Origin of the sequence: Streptomyces sp. MNU89, assembly GCF_020982505.1 — a bacterium.
GTDB classification, from domain to species: Bacteria; Actinomycetota; Actinomycetes; order Streptomycetales; family Streptomycetaceae; genus Streptomyces; species Streptomyces xinghaiensis.
In genome coordinates this window covers 3,895,689-3,911,996 of record NZ_JAJKLL010000001.1, presented here as the reverse complement: position 1 = coordinate 3,911,996, position 16,308 = coordinate 3,895,689, and the positions used below count along the sequence as shown (strand labels likewise).

The 16,308-nt window shown below is 71.4% G+C and carries 17 protein-coding genes; 8 read left to right on the top strand and 9 right to left on the bottom strand.

Features of this window, described 5'->3' with window-relative positions; genetic code table 11:
- The first annotated feature begins 229 nt into the window (after nt 1-229).
- The 5 genes from E4N63_RS16865 to E4N63_RS16845 all read left to right on the top strand — a co-directional run bounded on the left by E4N63_RS16865 (nt 230) and on the right by E4N63_RS16845 (nt 3,859).
- Nucleotides 230-991, top strand: coding sequence for an MFS transporter (locus E4N63_RS16865; protein WP_230241074.1), 762 nt, complete (start codon nt 230-232; stop codon nt 989-991).
- On the top strand, nt 961-1,590 hold the full coding sequence (locus E4N63_RS16860; RefSeq protein WP_230241073.1) for an MFS transporter: 630 nt from the start codon (nt 961-963) through the stop codon (nt 1,588-1,590). The genes E4N63_RS16865 and E4N63_RS16860 overlap by 31 nt, the downstream gene beginning before the upstream one ends.
- A gap of 74 nt (nt 1,591-1,664) precedes the next feature.
- Nucleotides 1,665-2,069: a pyridoxamine 5'-phosphate oxidase family protein gene (locus tag E4N63_RS16855; RefSeq protein ID WP_125624727.1), complete on the top strand. Its 405-nt coding sequence runs from the start codon at nt 1,665-1,667 to the stop codon at nt 2,067-2,069.
- A 166-nt stretch (nt 2,070-2,235) separates the two neighbouring features.
- A complete protein-coding gene (locus E4N63_RS16850) occupies nt 2,236-2,886 on the top strand; it encodes a transketolase (RefSeq protein ID WP_230242518.1) in 651 nt (216 codons plus the stop codon).
- Between the two features lie 43 nt (nt 2,887-2,929).
- Nucleotides 2,930-3,859, top strand: a complete 930-nt coding sequence (locus tag E4N63_RS16845) for a transketolase family protein (RefSeq protein ID WP_230241072.1) — start codon at nt 2,930-2,932, stop codon at nt 3,857-3,859.
- A 108-nt stretch (nt 3,860-3,967) separates the two neighbouring features.
- Here the strand turns inward: E4N63_RS16845 and E4N63_RS16840 are convergent, their stop codons facing one another.
- The 4 genes from E4N63_RS16840 to E4N63_RS16825 form a co-directional block, all read right to left on the bottom strand.
- Nucleotides 3,968-4,258: a hypothetical protein gene (locus tag E4N63_RS16840; RefSeq protein ID WP_125624729.1), complete on the bottom strand. Its 291-nt coding sequence runs from the start codon at nt 4,256-4,258 to the stop codon at nt 3,968-3,970.
- A 69-nt stretch (nt 4,259-4,327) separates the two neighbouring features.
- Entirely contained in the window at nt 4,328-4,699 is a 372-nt protein-coding gene (locus E4N63_RS16835; RefSeq protein ID WP_374112787.1) for a cupin domain-containing protein, read from the bottom strand.
- Nucleotides 4,700-4,950: 251 nt separating this feature from the next.
- Entirely contained in the window at nt 4,951-5,553 is a 603-nt protein-coding gene (locus tag E4N63_RS16830; RefSeq protein WP_230241071.1) for a Uma2 family endonuclease, read from the bottom strand.
- A gap of 161 nt (nt 5,554-5,714) precedes the next feature.
- Nucleotides 5,715-5,900 carry a DUF397 domain-containing protein gene (locus tag E4N63_RS16825; RefSeq protein WP_230241070.1) on the bottom strand — a complete coding sequence of 62 codons (186 nt, stop codon included), beginning with the start codon at nt 5,898-5,900 and terminating at the stop codon, nt 5,715-5,717.
- 70 nt (nt 5,901-5,970) lie between these two features.
- Here E4N63_RS16825 and E4N63_RS16820 point away from each other — a divergent pair, with 70 nt between their 5' ends.
- On the top strand, nt 5,971-6,426 hold the full coding sequence (locus E4N63_RS16820) for a DoxX family protein (protein WP_230241069.1): 456 nt from the start codon (nt 5,971-5,973) through the stop codon (nt 6,424-6,426).
- 52 nt (nt 6,427-6,478) lie between these two features.
- On the opposite strand, the gene E4N63_RS16815 is transcribed toward E4N63_RS16820, so the two are convergent.
- From E4N63_RS16815 to dnaK, 5 genes are all read right to left on the bottom strand, one after another.
- Nucleotides 6,479-6,826 carry a YkvA family protein gene (locus E4N63_RS16815; protein ID WP_308188704.1) on the bottom strand — a complete coding sequence of 116 codons (348 nt, stop codon included), beginning with the start codon at nt 6,824-6,826 and terminating at the stop codon, nt 6,479-6,481.
- A gap of 367 nt (nt 6,827-7,193) precedes the next feature.
- Nucleotides 7,194-7,724, bottom strand: coding sequence for a heat shock protein transcriptional repressor HspR (locus tag E4N63_RS16810; protein ID WP_228429447.1), 531 nt, complete (start codon nt 7,722-7,724; stop codon nt 7,194-7,196).
- Nucleotide 7,725: 1 nt separating this feature from the next.
- Nucleotides 7,726-8,919: a molecular chaperone DnaJ gene (dnaJ, locus tag E4N63_RS16805; RefSeq protein WP_230241068.1), complete on the bottom strand. Its 1,194-nt coding sequence runs from the start codon at nt 8,917-8,919 to the stop codon at nt 7,726-7,728.
- Between the two features lie 33 nt (nt 8,920-8,952).
- Nucleotides 8,953-9,648, bottom strand: coding sequence for a nucleotide exchange factor GrpE (gene grpE, locus E4N63_RS16800; protein ID WP_125624734.1), 696 nt, complete (start codon nt 9,646-9,648; stop codon nt 8,953-8,955).
- Complete coding sequence (gene dnaK, locus E4N63_RS16795) at nt 9,645-11,504, bottom strand: molecular chaperone DnaK (protein ID WP_125624735.1); 1,860 nt, start codon at nt 11,502-11,504, stop codon at nt 9,645-9,647. The genes grpE and dnaK overlap by 4 nt, the downstream gene beginning before the upstream one ends.
- A 439-nt stretch (nt 11,505-11,943) precedes the next feature.
- Between dnaK and E4N63_RS16790 the strand changes: the two genes are divergently transcribed.
- Both E4N63_RS16790 and E4N63_RS16785 read left to right on the top strand, forming a co-directional pair.
- Nucleotides 11,944-14,223 (top strand): (Fe-S)-binding protein, encoded by a 2,280-nt coding sequence (locus E4N63_RS16790; RefSeq protein WP_125624736.1) that lies wholly within the window; start codon nt 11,944-11,946, stop codon nt 14,221-14,223.
- A gap of 310 nt (nt 14,224-14,533) precedes the next feature.
- Complete coding sequence (locus E4N63_RS16785; protein WP_230241067.1) at nt 14,534-16,111, top strand: FG-GAP-like repeat-containing protein; 1,578 nt, start codon at nt 14,534-14,536, stop codon at nt 16,109-16,111.
- Nucleotides 16,112-16,308: the final 197 nt, after the last annotated feature.

Below are 16,308 nucleotides of genomic sequence, written 5' to 3'. Positions count from 1 at the left end.
CCGAAGCGCCCGCCGGGCACCCCGCTCCGCAAGGCACGTCGCCTGGGCTCCTGCCGGTCCGCCGATGTGGTGGCGCCCAACCCGCTTTCGCCGCAACCGAATTGAGGTGCGCCCAAAGGTCCGGGGCACTACCGTCGCTCGTCGCGCCCGCCCCGCCCCCGTTTCCGCACCGCTCCCGCCACACCACAACCGCTCCCCCCCTCGACGAGCACCCGGAGACCCACGTCCCATGGCCATGGCAGCATCCGCCGAGGGGAGTGCCGGGTGCGGCGGCGGGGCAAGCCGTGGCGGGCCCGTGCTGATCGGGGCGCTCGTCGTCGACGCGGTCGGCAACGGGCTGTTCCTGCCGCTCTCCCTGGTCTACTTCCTGCGGCTCACCGACATCCCGGTCGGCCCGCTCGGGGTGCTGGTCAGCGCGGCCAACGTCCTCACCCTGCCGATCCCCGTGTGGACGGGGCTGCTCGCCGACCGGTTCGGCGCACTCCCCGTCGTCGTCGCCTCGCAGTTGCTGCACGGCCTCGGCTATCTCGCGTACGGCCGGGCCGACGGGCCGGTGAGCGTCTTCCTCGCCGTCACGCTGGTCGCGAGCGGCGTCCGCTTCTTCTGGTCGGCCGTCTTCACCGCGATCGCCGACTACGCGGACGGCAGCCGGTCCGCGCTGACGAAGGAGACCTGGTTCGGCTGGGCGACCATGGCCCGCACGGCGGGGTTCGGTGCGGGCGGGCTCCTCACCGGGCTCGTCATCGCCGATGGCCGGGCGGACGCCTACCGCGCCGTCGCGTACGGGGCCGCGGGGTGCTTCGCCGTGGCCGCCCTGGTGATCGCGGTCTTCGTCCGCGCGCCCGGGCCCCGGCACGGCGGCCAGGGGTACGGCAGCGGAGAGGGCGGAACGGGGAGGCGGAGGGGCGCGCCAGTGGGCGCGAGGACGGTACGGGAGCCCCCCGCGCCGGCTACCGCACCATGCTCCGGGACGGCCCCTTCCTGGCCCTGACCGGCGTCAACACCGTCTTCGCCATGACGACCATGATGCTCGCCCTCGCCCTCCCGACCTTCGTGGAGACCGGTCTGCACGGCCCTGCCGGGCTCACCTCGGCGGTCCTGGTCGGCAATACGGTGCTGGTGGCGCTGCTCGCCGCCTCCGTGGCGCGGCGGCTGGCCCCGTACCGGCGGACCCGGGTGCTGGCGGCCGCGGCCGTGCTGTGGGCGGTCTGGTCCTTCGCGTACTCCGGTCTCGTCCCGGACCGGCCGTCGTGGGTCTTTCCGCTGCTGGCCGCCGCCACGCTGCTCTTCACCCTGGCCGAACTGATGCACGCCCCGGTCTCGATAGGCCTGGCGACGGCGGTCTCCCCGCTCGCCGCCCGGGGCCGCTATCTGGCCGCCTACCAGTACAGCTTCACCTTCGCCGGGATCATCGCGCCCGCCTTCTTCACCACCCTGTTCGAGCTGCACCGCTCCCTGCCGTGGGCGGCCCTCGGCGCGGTCAACTGCCTGGCCGCGGGCGCCGTCCTGCTCCTCGAACGGCGCCTTCCGCCCCACGCCCTGCGCACCCGTCCTCCCTCGGACGTGCGGGAGATATCCCGGGAACCATAGGGAACCGGCCGTTCCCGGCCCGATGGGCGGAACCCCGGCCAACCGCCCTTCCCACCCCGGTTACGCTCTGCGGCATGGCCACCGACCTCAGCGCGCTGACCCCCGAGTACCTCGCCTTCTGGGGCGAGCGCCACCTCTGCACCATCACCACGCTCCGCCCCGACGGCACCCCGCACGTCGTGCCGGTCGGCGTCACGTTCGACGCGGAGCAGGGGATCGCCCGGGTGATCACCCGCAAGACCAGCCGCAAGGTCCGCAACATCCTGGCCGCCGGACCGGACGGCGCGCGGGTCGCGGTCTGCCAGGTCTCGCGCGGCCGGTGGGCGACGCTGGAGGGCCGCGCGGTGGTCCGTACGGAGCCGGAGGCGGTGGCCGACGCGGTGAACCGTTACGCCGTGCGCTACGAGCGCATGCCCACTCCGAACCCCGAGCGGGTACTGGTCGAGATCACGGTGGACCGGGCGATGGGCCACTGCTGAGCCCGGGCCGCTCCGCGGGGTGCCGGCCACCTGACGCCTGAATCCGGGGCTTGACCTCAACCAAAGTTGAGGTATCAGGATCTGCGGTATGAAGACCACCGCCTCTCTTCCGCACCCGGATCCCGACGCCCTCGGCCACCCCCCGCTGCACCATCTGCACCGTCTGATGGGCCTGATGACCGGTGACGAGAAGCACGGGCCCGCCGCGACCTCCACCCTCGACGTGCTGTGGGTGCTCTACGACCGGGTCCTGAGAGTCACTCCGGACCGCGTGGACGACCCCGGACGGGACCGGTTCCTGCTGTCCAAGGGGCATGGCCCCATGGCCTATTACGCGGTGCTGGCCGCCAAGGGCTTCCTGCCGGCCGCCTGGCTCCCCGCCTTCGGCTCCTACGACTCCCCGCTCGGCCACCACCCCGACCGCACCCTGGTCCCCGGCGCCGAGATCGGCAGCGGATCCCTCGGGCACGGGCTGCCGATCGCCGTCGGCACCGCCCTCGGCCTGCGGGCCCAGGGGCTGGACGATCCGGCCGTCTGGGTGCTGACCGGTGACGCCGAACTGGACGAGGGCAGCAACCACGAGGCCATCGCCTTCGCCGGCCCCGCCGGGCTGGAGCGGCTGCACACCGTCGTCGTCGACAACTCCTCCGCCTCGCATGCCCGTCCGGGCGGCATCGTCGCCCGCTTCGAGGCGGCGGGCTGGTCCGCCGTCACCGCCGACGGCCGCGACCACGAAGCCCTGTACGCGGCCTTCACGGCCCCGCACCCGGGGCGTCCGCACGTCGTCGTGGCGCGCGTCCAGCCCAAGCAGACCTGAGAAACCTCCCCGCAGCCCTCCGTGATCCGGAAGGACCTCCCCCATGGACACCATGCGCGACCGTTTCGCCCCGGTCGTCTCCCACCTGCTCGACGAGGACCCGCGCGTCGCGGTCGTCCTCGCCGAGATCGGCGTCGACGGCTTTGCAGGAGCCCGGCGGCGGCACCCCGACCGCGTGATCAACGTCGGTATCCGCGAGCAACTGCTCATCGGCACGGGCGCCGGTCTGGCCCTGACGGGCATGCGGCCGGTCCTGCACACCTTCGCCAGCTTCCTTGTCGAAAGGCCCTTCGAGCAGGTGAAGCTCGATCTCGGCCACCAGGGCCTCGGCGCGGTCCTGGTCAGCGCCGCCGCCTCCTTCGACTGGCCCGCCGGCGGCTACACCCACATGGCGCCGGGCGACATCTCTCTTCTCGACACCCTCGACGGCTGGACCGTCCACGTGCCCGGTCACCCCGACGAGGCCGAGACCCTGCTGCGGCACGCCGTCGCGGCCGGTGACGACAAGGTCTACGTCCGGCTGTCCGTCCAGTCCAACACCGACGCCCTGCCCGTCGACGGGGCACGCTTCCTCACCGTCCGCGAGGGCCGCTCCGGCGTCGTGGTCGCCGTCGGACCGATGCTCGACGCCGTACTCACCGCCACCGAGGGCCTGGACCTCACCGTCCTGTACGCCACCACCGTGCGGCCCTTCGACGGACCCGCCCTGCGCCGGGTGACCGAGGCGGCCGGCTCCGATGTCGTCCTCGTCGAGCCGTACCTCGCCGGGACCTCCACAGCCGCCGCGAGTGAAGCCCTCGCCGACATCCCGCACCGCGTACTCGGCCTCGGCGTGGCCCGCCGCGAACTGCGCCGCTACGGCACCGTCCCCGAGCACCTGGCCGCGCACGGCCTCGACCCGCACTCCCTGCGGGAGCGCATCACCGCGTTCCTGCGGGCAGCTTCCGGCGTGCCGGGCCGCCCGCAGACGTGAGCGCGTCTCGATCGAGCACGGCAGATGCCGCTCACGCCAACTGCGGATGAGTTGTGCGCGGCGGCATGGCCGTGCGCCCGAGGCGGGCTCAGCGGGTGCGTGCTGTGCTCAGTGCTGGCTGACCACGTCGAGGTTGATGAACCTCGGCTCATTGGTGCACAGTGCGCGCAGCCGTTCCGCGAAGCTCTGGGTCTCGGGCAGCGAGTTGTTCTTCATCGCCGCCTCGTAGGACGGGAACTCGACGACGTCCACGTAGTGGTTCGGGTTGTCCCGGTCGTGGGCGTGGAACTCGCGCGACAGGGTGCGCTTCCCCTCGGTCGCCTGCTCCCACTCGTCGAACAGCGGCTCCAGCTCCTGCTCGCGGGTCGTCTCGTACTCGATGATCTGCATGAAGGCCATGAGTTCTCAGCTCCTTGGATTTCGTGCGAACGGTTCTCCGGCCGGCTCAGCCCTCAGCCGGACTTGCCCTCAGCCGGACTTGGCGTACTCCGCGGCCATCCCGCCGGCGAAGTCGTACAGGACGACCGGCTCGTCGCCGACGACCCAGGCGTCGTGGCCGGGCGGGCAGACGACGACATCCCCGGGACCTGCCTCGCCCTCGGCGCCGTCGTCCATCCGCATCCGCAGGCGCCCCTGCACCATGTAGGCGTTGTGGTGCACCTGGCAGCTCTCGGTGTCCATCACCGGGCCGACCGACTCCGACCAGCGCCAGCCGGGTTCAAAGGTCGCCACGGCGAAGTCGAGCCCGGTCAGATGCAGGGCTTCGATGTGGCCGCGGGGGAAGTCCCGGCGTTCGTCGGGCTTGTCGACGGTCTTGATTTCCAGTTGCACGGCGGTCATCTCCATCCGGGTTGGGTCGATCCGTGCACGGACCCGGTCGGTTACCGCCGCCACCGGGGCATCGGCTCCGCTGCCGCAGCACGCCGACTGAGCCCCATACACATCCAGTATCGACCCATTTGGCCTATTACGCGACTTGAGCCCGGACGTGGCCAAACGACCGGGGTCCGCCGCTCCGATCGAGCGACGGACCCCGGTCACGCATGCGGCAGGCGCCTCCGCGGAAAGCCCGGAGAGCAGCAGCCCGGCGGTCAGTCGAGCGGCTCCCCGGTGATCTCCTCGGTGATCGCGAACCCCTTGGCCGGCCCGTCGGGGATCTCCACCGCCGTGCCGTACGGCACGCGGATCTCCGCCGCGTAGACGGCCTCCTTCGGGGAGGGGGAGGTCAGGACCGTGACCGTGCCGTGCCCGTCGAAGTCGTCGATCAGCACATAGACCGGAATCCCGGCCCGGGTATACGCCCTCCGCTTCCGCACCCGGTCCCGCTCGGTGACGTCCCGCCCGGACGAGACGACCTCGGCGACGAGGGCGATCCCTTCGGCCGAGACGCCCAGATCGTCGTCACCGGGCACATCGTCCAAGTCCTTGGGGCCGATGAAAAGATCCGGAATGAGGGCTTTCTTCTCGTGGAGAACGTTGCCGTCCTGGTAAGCCGCGTAGTCACTACCGGCCAGATGCGGCACGAGCGCGTCCCGCAGACGGTTGGCAACCATGGTGTGGCGGCGGCGGCCAGTGGGAGACACCTCGATGAACCCCTCGACGATCTCGGCGTGGAAGCCCTCGGGGAGTTCCAGGGTCTTCCACGCCTGCCACAGAGCCCCGTCGAGATCGACTTCGGCCTCACTCGTCATCATGGGAGCCTCGGTCCTCTCACACAGCACAGCGGTCACAGCGCAGCACCTCCTCCGCAAGTGTGGGCTGAGCGGCCTTGCGGCACAAGCAACACCGTCACGCTACGTAGACGATCCGACGCACGGCTCCCGAACGGGTCATCGCCACCCGTCCGGGTGACCCCTCAGCCGAGGCGCTCGAACTCGCCCTCCGTGATCCCGCGCATCAGCACCCGGAGCGACCCCGGTGTGGTCGTCACCACCACACCGGGATCACCGCTCTCCCGGATCCGTATTCGGCCGGCACCGATGACCATCTCCAGACACTCATTACCCGTGGTGCCGCCGGAGAAGGAACTCTTCTGCCACACCGATGAGTTCTCGGCCGCCCGCCGGTCAACCCCTGCACAGACCACGGAGAGAGCGGAACGGGAGAACGTCATGAGTGACACGCAGGCACAGCGGGACGGCACGGCTCAGCGGAGCACGGCGGGCGGGGCGCGGAAGGGACGCGCCATGGCGATCACGGTGCTGGTGCTCCGGATCGTCTTCGGCCTGTTCTTCGTCTTCGCCAGCGCGCTGCCGAAGCTCATCGCGCACCCCTCGGCCGCGGAGGGCTTCGACAAGATCGGCCTCGGCGACTGGTTCATGTACCTGACGGGGGTCCTGGAACTGGCGGGCGGGATCGCGCTGTTGATCCCGCTGCTCTCCGGACTGGCCGCGTTCTCGCTGGTCGCGCTGCTGATCTGCGCGTTCGGTATCACCATGACCGTCTTCGACGGGGAGAACGCCGCCTCACCGCTGCTCTTCGCGATACCGGTCGCCGTCATCGCCTGGCACCAGCGGCACACCGTGCCGGAGCTGTTCACCCGGCTGCGGAGTGCCCTCGGCCGGTGAGAACCGGGCCGGGCGAGCCGGGCCGGATGGGCAGCGGCGGGTCCGGAACGGATCAGAGCCGTTTCGCGGGGCGGGCCGGCGGGGTGCTGTCGCCGTCCCGCGGTGCCGGGGTCCGGGCGTCCGTGCCGCGCTTCGCAGCGGACTTGCCCAGGTGGTGGAGAGCCCCCAGCAGCAGGCCGATGTCGTCCAGGTAGATGGGGTCGGGCAGCAGGTCCACGGGAAAGACGGTGTAGACGATCGCGCCCCAGAACAGGAGCTTGTCGCCGGCCGGGGTGTCCTCGCTGCGCAGCATCCGGTACGTGCGCACCAGCTTCACCACGAGAACGACGGCGACGGCCAGCATCGCCACGGCAAGCAGCACCAGCACCCAGAACACAGGACCGCCGAGCTGGTCGATCACAGGCTTCCACCCTCGTAACGGCCCGGAGCATGCACCGGGGTTGGGACTCGTACCGTCTTGTCCGGATCCTAACCGTGGAGTCCGGTCGTGGCGGTGGTTGTGCCACTTCTTCCCGGGCGGGTGGCCACCACGCGCCTACGCCGTCCGGCGGATGCGGCACGGTACACCTGGGGCCCGCGAACGCCTCGGGCCCGGGAGCGGGATGCTCTCCGGGCCCGGGACGGTGCGCGTGAAGGCACGGGCACGCGGGAAGGACAGGGCCGGCGGCGCGGACGGGGCCGGGCGCGGCGGGACCTGCCGCAGGGTAATAACCCGGTCAGCCGGTGGGCGGAACGGTTCATCTCGTCACCCCCGCCGGGCCGCGGCCCTACTCGCCCCGCCGCTTCGGGCGCCAGACGACCAGCGCGCTGCTCTGCTGGACGTCCGAGTACGGCACCAGGTCCCGGCGGTACGAGGCGTGCACCGCGGCCTCGCGCTGACGCATGGCCATCGCCGCGCCCTCGACCGCCTGCTGGAGTTCGGCCACCCGCGCCTGGAGCGCCGCAACCTGGTTCTCCAGTTCGATAATGCGCTTGATCCCGGCGAGGTTGATGCCCTCGTCCTGGCTCAACTGCTGCACCTGGCGCAGCAGTTCGATGTCCCGGGCGGAGTAGCGCCGCCCGCGGCCCGCCGTGCGGTCCGGGGACACCAGGCCCAGCCGGTCGTACTGCCGGAGGGTCTGCGGATGCAGACCGGAGAGCTGGGCGGCGACCGAGATGACGTACACCGGTGACTCGTCCGTCAGCTGGTACGGGTTCCGGCTGCCGCGGCCGGTGCCCTCGCCGGCGACGCCACCGGAGCCTCCGGTGCCGCCTCCGCCCGCGTTCCCGGCTGCGCGCCCGCCTCCTCGGATGTCCATCTCATGCTCCCTTCGCGGCCTGGAACAGCTCCGCCCGCGGGTCCTCGCCCGCGGTGGCCTCGCGATACGCCTCCAGCGCTTCCCGCGCCTTGTCGCTCAGATCCCGGGGAACGGACACCTCGATGGTGACCAGCAGGTCGCCGCGGGTGCCGTCCTTGCGCGTGGCGCCCCTGCCCCGGGCGCGCATGGTCCGCCCGCCCGGCGTACCGGCCGGCAGCTTGAGCGTGACCGGCGGCCCGCCGAGGGTGGGAACCTTGATCTCGCCGCCGAGCGCCGCCTCCGTGAAGGACACGGGCACGGTCACGGTGAGGTTGTCGCCCTTGCGTCCGAAGACGGGGTGCTTGTCGACGTTCACCACCACGTACAGATCGCCGTTGGGTCCGCCGCGCTCGCCCGGCGCGCCCTTGCCGCGCAGCCGGATCCGCTGGCCGTCGCTGACGCCCGCGGGGATGCGCACCTGCATGGTGCGTGAACTGGTCGCCCGTCCGCTGCCCTTGCACACGTCGCAGGGGGTTTCGGCGATCAGACCGCGGCCCTTGCAGTCGGCGCAGGGATCGGTGAGCGAGAAGCCGCCACCGCCGCCGCGGGTGACCTGCCCGGTGCCGACGCAGGTGGGGCAGACCCGCGGCGTACCGTTTTTGTCGCCCGTGCCGGAGCACGCCTTGCAGGCGGCCGAACTGGACATCCGCAGCGGAACGGTGGCCCCGTCGACGGCCTCGGTGAAGCTGAGCGTCACCTCGGACTCGATGTCCTGGCCACGCCGCGGCTGGGTGCGGGTGCCGGGGCCGGCGCCGCCCCGGTTGAAGATCCCGCCGAAGACGTCCCCGAGGCCGCCGCCGAAGCCGCCGGCCCCCGGAGCGCCTCCGCCCTGGGCGCCCCCGAAGAGGTCGCCCAGGTCGAAGTTGAAGCCGGCGGGACCGCCGCCGCGGCCCCCGGCACCGGGGCGGAAACCGCCGTTGCCGAAGAGCGCGCGCGCCTCGTCGTACTCCTTGCGGCGCTTGGGGTCGGCGAGGACGTCGTTGGCCTCGGAGATCTCCTTGAAACGCTCCTCGGCCTTGACGTCCCCCTTGTTGGCGTCCGGGTGGTACTCGCGGGCGAGCTTCCGGTACGCCTTCTTGATCTCCGCCTCGGTCGCGTCCTTCGGGACGCCGAGAACCTTGTAGTAGTCCTTCTCGATGAAGTCCTTCGTGCTCATTCCCGGCGTCCCTCCTTCCGGTCCGTCATGACGTCAGCCCTCGTCCGGGCCACCGTTCTCCTCGTCGGCCGCCGGTGCCGCCTCCTGGCCGCCGTCGCCCTGGGCCTGGTTGGGCTGGGCGCCCGGCTGGGGTTCGGCGACCGCCACCCGCGCGGGGCGGATCGTTCGTTCGCCGACCCGATACCCAGGCTGGAGGATCGACACGCATGTGGTCTCGGTGACGTCCGGGGCGTAGGAGTGCATCAGCGCTTCGTGGATCGTCGGGTCGAAGGGCTCGCCCTCCTTGCCGAACTGCTGCAGTCCCAGCTTGGCCGCCACCGTCTCCACGGACTCACCGACGGCCTTGAAGCCGCCGACGAGTTCGCCGTGCTCCCGCGCCCGGCCGATGTCGTCGAGCACCGGGAGCAGCTCGGAGAGGAGGCTCGCCGTGGCGAGTTCCTTGACCGTGATCCGGTCGCGCTCCACCCGGCGGCGGTAGTTCTGGTACTCCGCCTGGAGCCGCTGGAGGTCTGCCGTGCGCTCACCGAGCGCCGTGCGGACCTGGTCCAGCTGGGCCGTCAGAGCCGTGATGCGGTTGGCCTGGTCGTCCGTCCCGGCGTCCCCGGCCTGGCCCGCCGGGCCCGCCTGGTCGGCGGGTCCGGCGGCCTGCGCCGCGTCAGGGGTCTGTGCGGCTTCGGCGTCGGCGGGGACGTCGGGCTCCTGGTCGAAGCCCGGGGTCTCCTCCGTCACGCGGCACCGTCCTGTCGCTTGTCGTTCTTGTCGTCGTCCACGATCTCGGCGTCGACGACGTCGTCGTCCTTGGCCTCGCCGCCGGCGGCACCGGCGTCGGCACCGGCCGCCCCGCCCTCGGCCTGGGCGTTGGCGTACATGGCCTGGCCCAGCTTCTGGCTGACCGCGGCGACCTTCTCGGTGGCCTCGCGGATGACGGCGGTGTCCTCGCCCTTCAGCTTCTCCTTGAGGTCCGCCAGGGCGGCCTCGACCTCGGTCTTCACATCGCCCGGGACCTTGTCCTCGTTGTCCTTGAGGAACTTCTCGGTCTGGTACGAGAGCTGCTCGGCCTGGTTGCGGGTCTCGGCGGCCTCGCGGCGCTTGTGGTCCTCGTCCGCGTACTGCTCGGCCTCGCGCATCATGCGGTCGATGTCTTCCTTCGGCAGCGCGGAGCCGCCGGTGACCGTCATGCGCTGTTCCTTGCCGGTGCCCAGGTCCTTCGCGGACACGTGCATGATGCCGTTGGCGTCGATGTCGAACGTGACCTCGACCTGCGGGACGCCGCGCGGGGCCGGCGGCAGGCCGGTCAGCTCGAACATCCCCAGCTTCTTGTTGTACGCGGCGATCTCGCGCTCGCCCTGGTAGACCTGGATCTGCACGGACGGCTGGTTGTCCTCGGCCGTGGTGAAGATCTCGGAGCGCTTGGTCGGGATGGTCGTGTTGCGCTCGATGAGCTTCGTCATGATGCCGCCCTTGGTCTCGATGCCGAGGGACAGCGGGGTGACGTCGAGCAGGAGGACGTCCTTGACCTCGCCCTTGAGCACACCGGCCTGGAGGGACGCGCCGATGGCGACGACCTCGTCCGGGTTGACGGTCTTGTTGGCCTCCTTGCCGCCGGTCAGCTCCTTGACGAGCTCGGCGACGGCGGGCATGCGGGTCGAGCCGCCGACCAGGACCACGTGGTCGATCTCGGACAGCGCGATGCCGGCGTCCTTGATGACGTTGTGGAACGGGTGCTTGCAGCGCTCCAGGAGGTCGGCCGTCAGCTGCTGGAACTGGGCGCGGGTGAGCTTCTCGTCCAGGTGCAGCGGGCCCTCGGCGGAGGCCGTGATGTAGGGGAGGTTGATCGTGGTCTCGGTGGACGAGGAGAGCTCGATCTTCGCCTTCTCGGCGGCCTCGCGCAGGCGCTGGAGCGCCATCTTGTCCTTGGAGAGGTCGACACCGTGGCCGTTCTGGAACTGCTTGACCAGGTACTCGACGACGCGCTGGTCCCAGTCGTCACCACCGAGGTGGTTGTCGCCGTTGGTGGCCTTGACCTCCACCACGCCGTCGCCGATCTCCAGCAGCGAGACGTCGAACGTACCGCCACCGAGGTCGAAGACGAGGATGGTCTGGTCGTCCTTCTCCAGCCCGTAGGCGAGAGCGGCGGCCGTCGGCTCGTTGACGATGCGCAGGACGTTGAGGCCCGCGATCTCGCCGGCCTCCTTGGTGGCCTGGCGCTCGGAGTCGTTGAAGTACGCCGGGACGGTGATGACCGCGTCGGCGACCTTCTCGCCCAGGTAGGCCTCGGCGTCCCGCTTCAGCTTCTGCAGGATGAAGGCGCTCATCTGCTGCGGGTTGAAGTCCTTGCCGTCCAGGGTGGTCTTCCAGTCGGTGCCCATGTGGCGCTTGACCGACCGGATGGTCCTGTCGACGTTGGTGACCGCCTGGCGCTTCGCGACCTCGCCGACCAGCACCTCGCCGTTCTTGGCGAAGGCCACGACGGACGGCGTGGTCCTGGCGCCCTCGGCGTTGGTGATGACGGTGGGCTCACCGCCTTCGAGAACACTGACGACGGAGTTCGTCGTGCCCAGGTCGATGCCGACCGCACGTGCCATGGTTGATTCCTCCAGCTGACTTGAGTGGAACTGACTCAAGGGTGCCGGACCCGCGCGGTTCTGTCAAAGGAGCTGAGCCGCCCCGGCTCAAGTCTTGTGCGGGGGTGTCTGTCACGCGCCGTACGGACCTCCGCGCGGCCGCCGCACGGCCTCTGCGGGACCGTCCCCGGGCCCCTCGCCCCCGGACATCCCCGGCATCCCCGGCTCCGCCGACGCCGCGCACCATGACACCGGCGCCGGCCGGAGGCCATACTTCCGCGTACCTCCGGAGCCCGCGGGGATGCGCGGGAGGGCGCGCCGGAGGGCGCCCGGAGGCCCGGTGAGCGATACAGATCACCGGCCAGCCGACTTCAAGCGGTCCTCGATCCTGGGTAATCTCAGGAATACCGATTAAGTTACCGCTTAGTAGTTACCGCTCTCGCAGGTCCGAGGAGCCCCTATGCAACTCGCCGCGATCATCGTGTCGCTGGTCCTCACGGCGGTCGGCGTTGCGCTCATCGCCCGTGCCGTCGTGCAGCTCTACCGCTTTGTCAAGATCGGCCAGCAGGTTCCCGCGGGCTCCCGCACCGACCAGCCGAAGCAGCGCACCCTCACCCTGGTCAAGGAGTTCCTCGGCCACACCCGGATGAACCGCTGGGGCATCGTGGGCGTGGCGCACTGGTTCGTGGCCATCGGCTTCCTCACGCTGCCGCCCACCCTGGCGCAGGCCTACGGCCAGCTCTTCGCCGCCGACTCCGTGCTGCCGGTCATCGGCGGCTGGCTGCCGTTCGAGATGTACGTCGAGTTCATCGGCCTCGCCACCGTCCTCGGCATCGTCACGCTGATGGCCATCCGGCTGATGAACCTGCCGACCCGGGCCGGCCGCAAGTCCCGCTTCACCGGCTCCAAGGCCTGGCAGGCGTACTTCGTCGAGTACGTCATCCTCACCATCGGCCTGGCGATCCTGGTGCTGCGCGGCCTGGAGGGCGCCCTGCACCACGTCGACGGCTACCAGGCGGCGTACTTCGCCTCGTACCCGCTGGTGCTCGCCTTCGACGGGCTGTCCGCGGCCTCGCTGCAGACCCTGGTCTACCTCTTCGCGATGATCAAGATCAGCGTCTCGATGATCTGGATGATCACCGTCGCGCTGAACACCAACATGGGTGTCGCCTGGCACCGCTTCCTCGCCTTCCCCAACATCTGGTTCAAGCGCGAGTCCAGTGGCGACGTGGCCCTCGGCGCCCTGCCCGTGATGGTGTCCGGCGGCAAGCCGATCGACTTCGAGGACCCGGGCGAGGACGACCAGTTCGGCGTCTCCCAGGTCGAGCACTTCTCCTGGAAGGGCATCCTCGACTTCGCCACCTGCACCGAGTGCGGCCGCTGCCAGTCGCAGTGCCCCGCCTGGAACACCGGCAAGCCGCTCTCCCCGAAGCTGCTGATCATGTCGCTCCGCGACCACGCCCACGCCAAGGCCCCGTACCTGCTCGCGGGCGGCGGCAAGGACGAGGAGGGCAACGAGAAGGCCACCGAGGAGCAGCTCAAGGACGTCCCGGCGGCCGCGCTCGCCGAGGCCGAGCGGCCGCTGATCGGCACCCTGGAGGAGAACGGCGTCATCGACCCGGACGTCCTCTGGTCCTGCACCACCTGCGGCGCCTGCGTCGAACAGTGCCCGGTGGACATCGAGCACATCGACCACATCGTCGACATGCGCCGCTACCAGGTCATGATCGAGTCGTCCTTCCCGAGCGAGGCCGGGACGATGCTCAAGAACCTGGAGAAGAAGGGCAACCCCTGGGGCCTGGCCAAGAAGCAGCGGCTGGAGTGGACCAAGGAGGTCGAGGCCGAGACCGGCTTCGCCGTCCCGGTCGTCGGCCGCGACATCGAGGACCTGAGCGAGGTCGAGTACCTCTACTGGGTCGGCTGCGCCGGCGCCCTGGAGGACCGGGCCAAGAAGACCACCAAGGCCTTCGCGGAGCTGCTGCACACGGCGGGCGTCACGTTCGCGATCATGGGCGGCGACGAGAAGTGCACCGGTGACTCGGCCCGCCGCCTCGGCAACGAGTTCCTGTTCCAGCAGCTCGGCCAGGAGAACGTGGCCATGCTGAACATGGCCTTCGGGGAAGACGACGAGGACGAGTCGACGAAGCTCGACAAGTCCAAGAAGAAGATCGTCGCCACCTGCCCGCACTGCTTCAACACCATCGCCAACGAGTACCCGCAGCTCGGCGGCGAGTACGAGGTCATCCACCACACCCAGCTGCTGCAGCACCTGGTGGACGAGGGCAAGCTCGTGCCGGTGCACCCGGTCGAGGGACTGATCACGTACCACGACCCCTGCTACCTGGGCCGGCACAACAAGGTCTACACACCGCCGCGCGAGATCATCGCCAACGTGCCCGGCCTGCGGAACGAGGAGATGCACCGGCACAAGGAGCGCGGCTTCTGCTGCGGCGCCGGCGGTGCCCGGATGTGGATGGAGGAGCGGATCGGCAAGCGCGTCAACAACGAGCGCGTCGACGAGGCCCTCTCCCTCAACCCGGACATCGTCTCCACCGCCTGCCCCTTCTGCCTCGTCATGCTGACCGACTCGGTCAACGGCAAGAAGAACGACGGCAAGGCGAAGGAGGAGCTGAAGGTCGTGGACGTGGCCCAGCTGCTCCTGGAGTCGGTGAAGACCCCCGCCGAGCCGGACGGCGCCGCCGAGACGACGGACGCGCCGGAGCCCGCGCCGGTCGACTGAGCACCACCCGCCGCGCGGCCCGCGCGGCGGACGGCCCAGGGCGTTCACGGGACGGCCGGTGGCGCAGCACCTCGTGTGCCGCGCCACCGGCCGTCGGCGTTCCTGTGAGCGTGTCTCCTGCCCAGCGCGCCCAGCCTGCGCGGCGAGGGCCGTGCGCGGGGCGCGGCCCGCCCCTCCCGTCCCGTACGACTCCTGACGTACAACCCTCACGCCCCCGCCACCGTCCAACCGGCACCGGGGAACGCCGGGCCCTCCCCGGCCACCCCCGCGCCGCCCGGCCCTGCTCGACGCTCGACCAAGGAGCCGTTCAGTGCACAAGAACCGTCCGGCCGCCGTCACGGCGGCCTCGTTACTCCTGCTGGCCGCCGCGGGGCTCGCCGCGGCCCCCGTGGCGCACGCGGGCGTCCACGACAGCATCCGTGCGGCCGACCGCAACTGCGACTTCAACGGCGACGGCCGCGACGACGTCCTCGTCGGCGCCCCCGGCGGCACGGTGAACGGTGACGCCGGCGCCGGGTACGTCACCGTCCAGTACGGCACCTCCGGCGGTCTCACGACCTCCAACGCCGTGGTCCTCCACCAGGACAGCGCCGGCGTACCCGGCGGGGCCGAGCCCGGCGACGCCTTCGGCCAGGCCCTGGCCACCGGCGACCTGGACGGCGACGGCTACGACGACGCGGCCGTCGGCATCCCGGACGAGGCCATCGGCACCACGGCCCGGGCCGGCGGCGCCGTCGTCCTCTGGGGCTCCCCGCAGGGACTGACCGGCACCGGCTCGGTCTGGCTGGAGTCCACCTCACCCACCAAGGACCAGGCCTTCGGCACCGGACTGGCCGCGGCACGCTTCTTCGACGAGGGCAACGCGGGCGACCTGCTCGCCGTGGTCGACCGCGACGGGCTGCAGCTGTACGCCTTCGAGGCCGCCCGCGACTTCTCCATCCGCAGCGAGGGCCGGGACGGCGCCGGCGCCAAGGCCCGCACACCCGTTCTGCGGAACGACGCCGTGCAGGGCCTCGGCCGCTCCGGCGGCTCCGGCTCCGCACGCCTCACCGCCGCGCCCACGCAGAACATCCGCCCCCGTGCCGTCACCACCGGCGACTACGACGGCAACGGCTGGGCGGACCTCGTCGTCACGGGCCTCGGCACCGGCGCGGAGCCCGGCCACGGCTGGTCGATGTACTTCGCGGGCGGCCAGGACGCCCTGGCGTACCAGCGCGAGCTGCGCGGCGGCCCCGCCGCGGCCTCCGGGGACATCAACGGCGACGGCCTCGACGACCTCGTCACCGGCGAGCCGAGCAGCCCCGACGACGGCGGCGACACGCTCACCGGCGGCCTCGTCGGCGTCTACTACGGCAGCGCGTCCGGTCCGGCCGGACAGGGCGGCGCCGCGGACCCGGAGACCCCGCCGCAGTGGTGGACCCAGGACTCGCCGGGCATACCGGGCGTCGCCGAACAGGGCGACGGCTGGGGCTCCGACCTCTCCGTCGCGGACACCGACGGCGACGGCTACGGGGACGTGGCCGTCGGCGCCCCGGGCGAGGACATCGGTTCCATCGCCGACGCCGGCGCGGTATGGGTGCTGCGCGGCGCGGCGGGCGGGCTGACCGCCACCGGCGTACGGGACGCCAACCAGGACACCGCGAACGTGCCCGGCGTCCCGGAGACCGCCGACCGCTTCGGCGGCCAGGTCCGCCTCGCCGACCCGGACGGTGACGGCCGGCACCTGCTGCTCGCGGCGGCGCCGGGGGAGAACACCGACGACGGCGTGGTGTGGGTGTTCCCGGCGGGCAGCGGCGGCGTGACGGCCGTTGGTTCCTGGACGTACGGCGCGGGCTCCGTCTCGGCACCGTCCGCCAACGCGCGCTACGGGGCGGCGATCGACGAGTAACCACGGCACGACGGCGCTCCGCCACGGCCCGGCCGCGCCCGGGAGCCCGGGACACCCGGACCGGACACCCGGACCGAAGGCCCGGGCCGTGGCGCGGCGCCGTCCCGCCCTCCGGCCCGCGCGGAAGCGCACGGGCGCCCGCTGCGGGACGGTGCGGGATGGTGCATCCCCCCGTGGAAGCACCTTCCCGCCGCCGA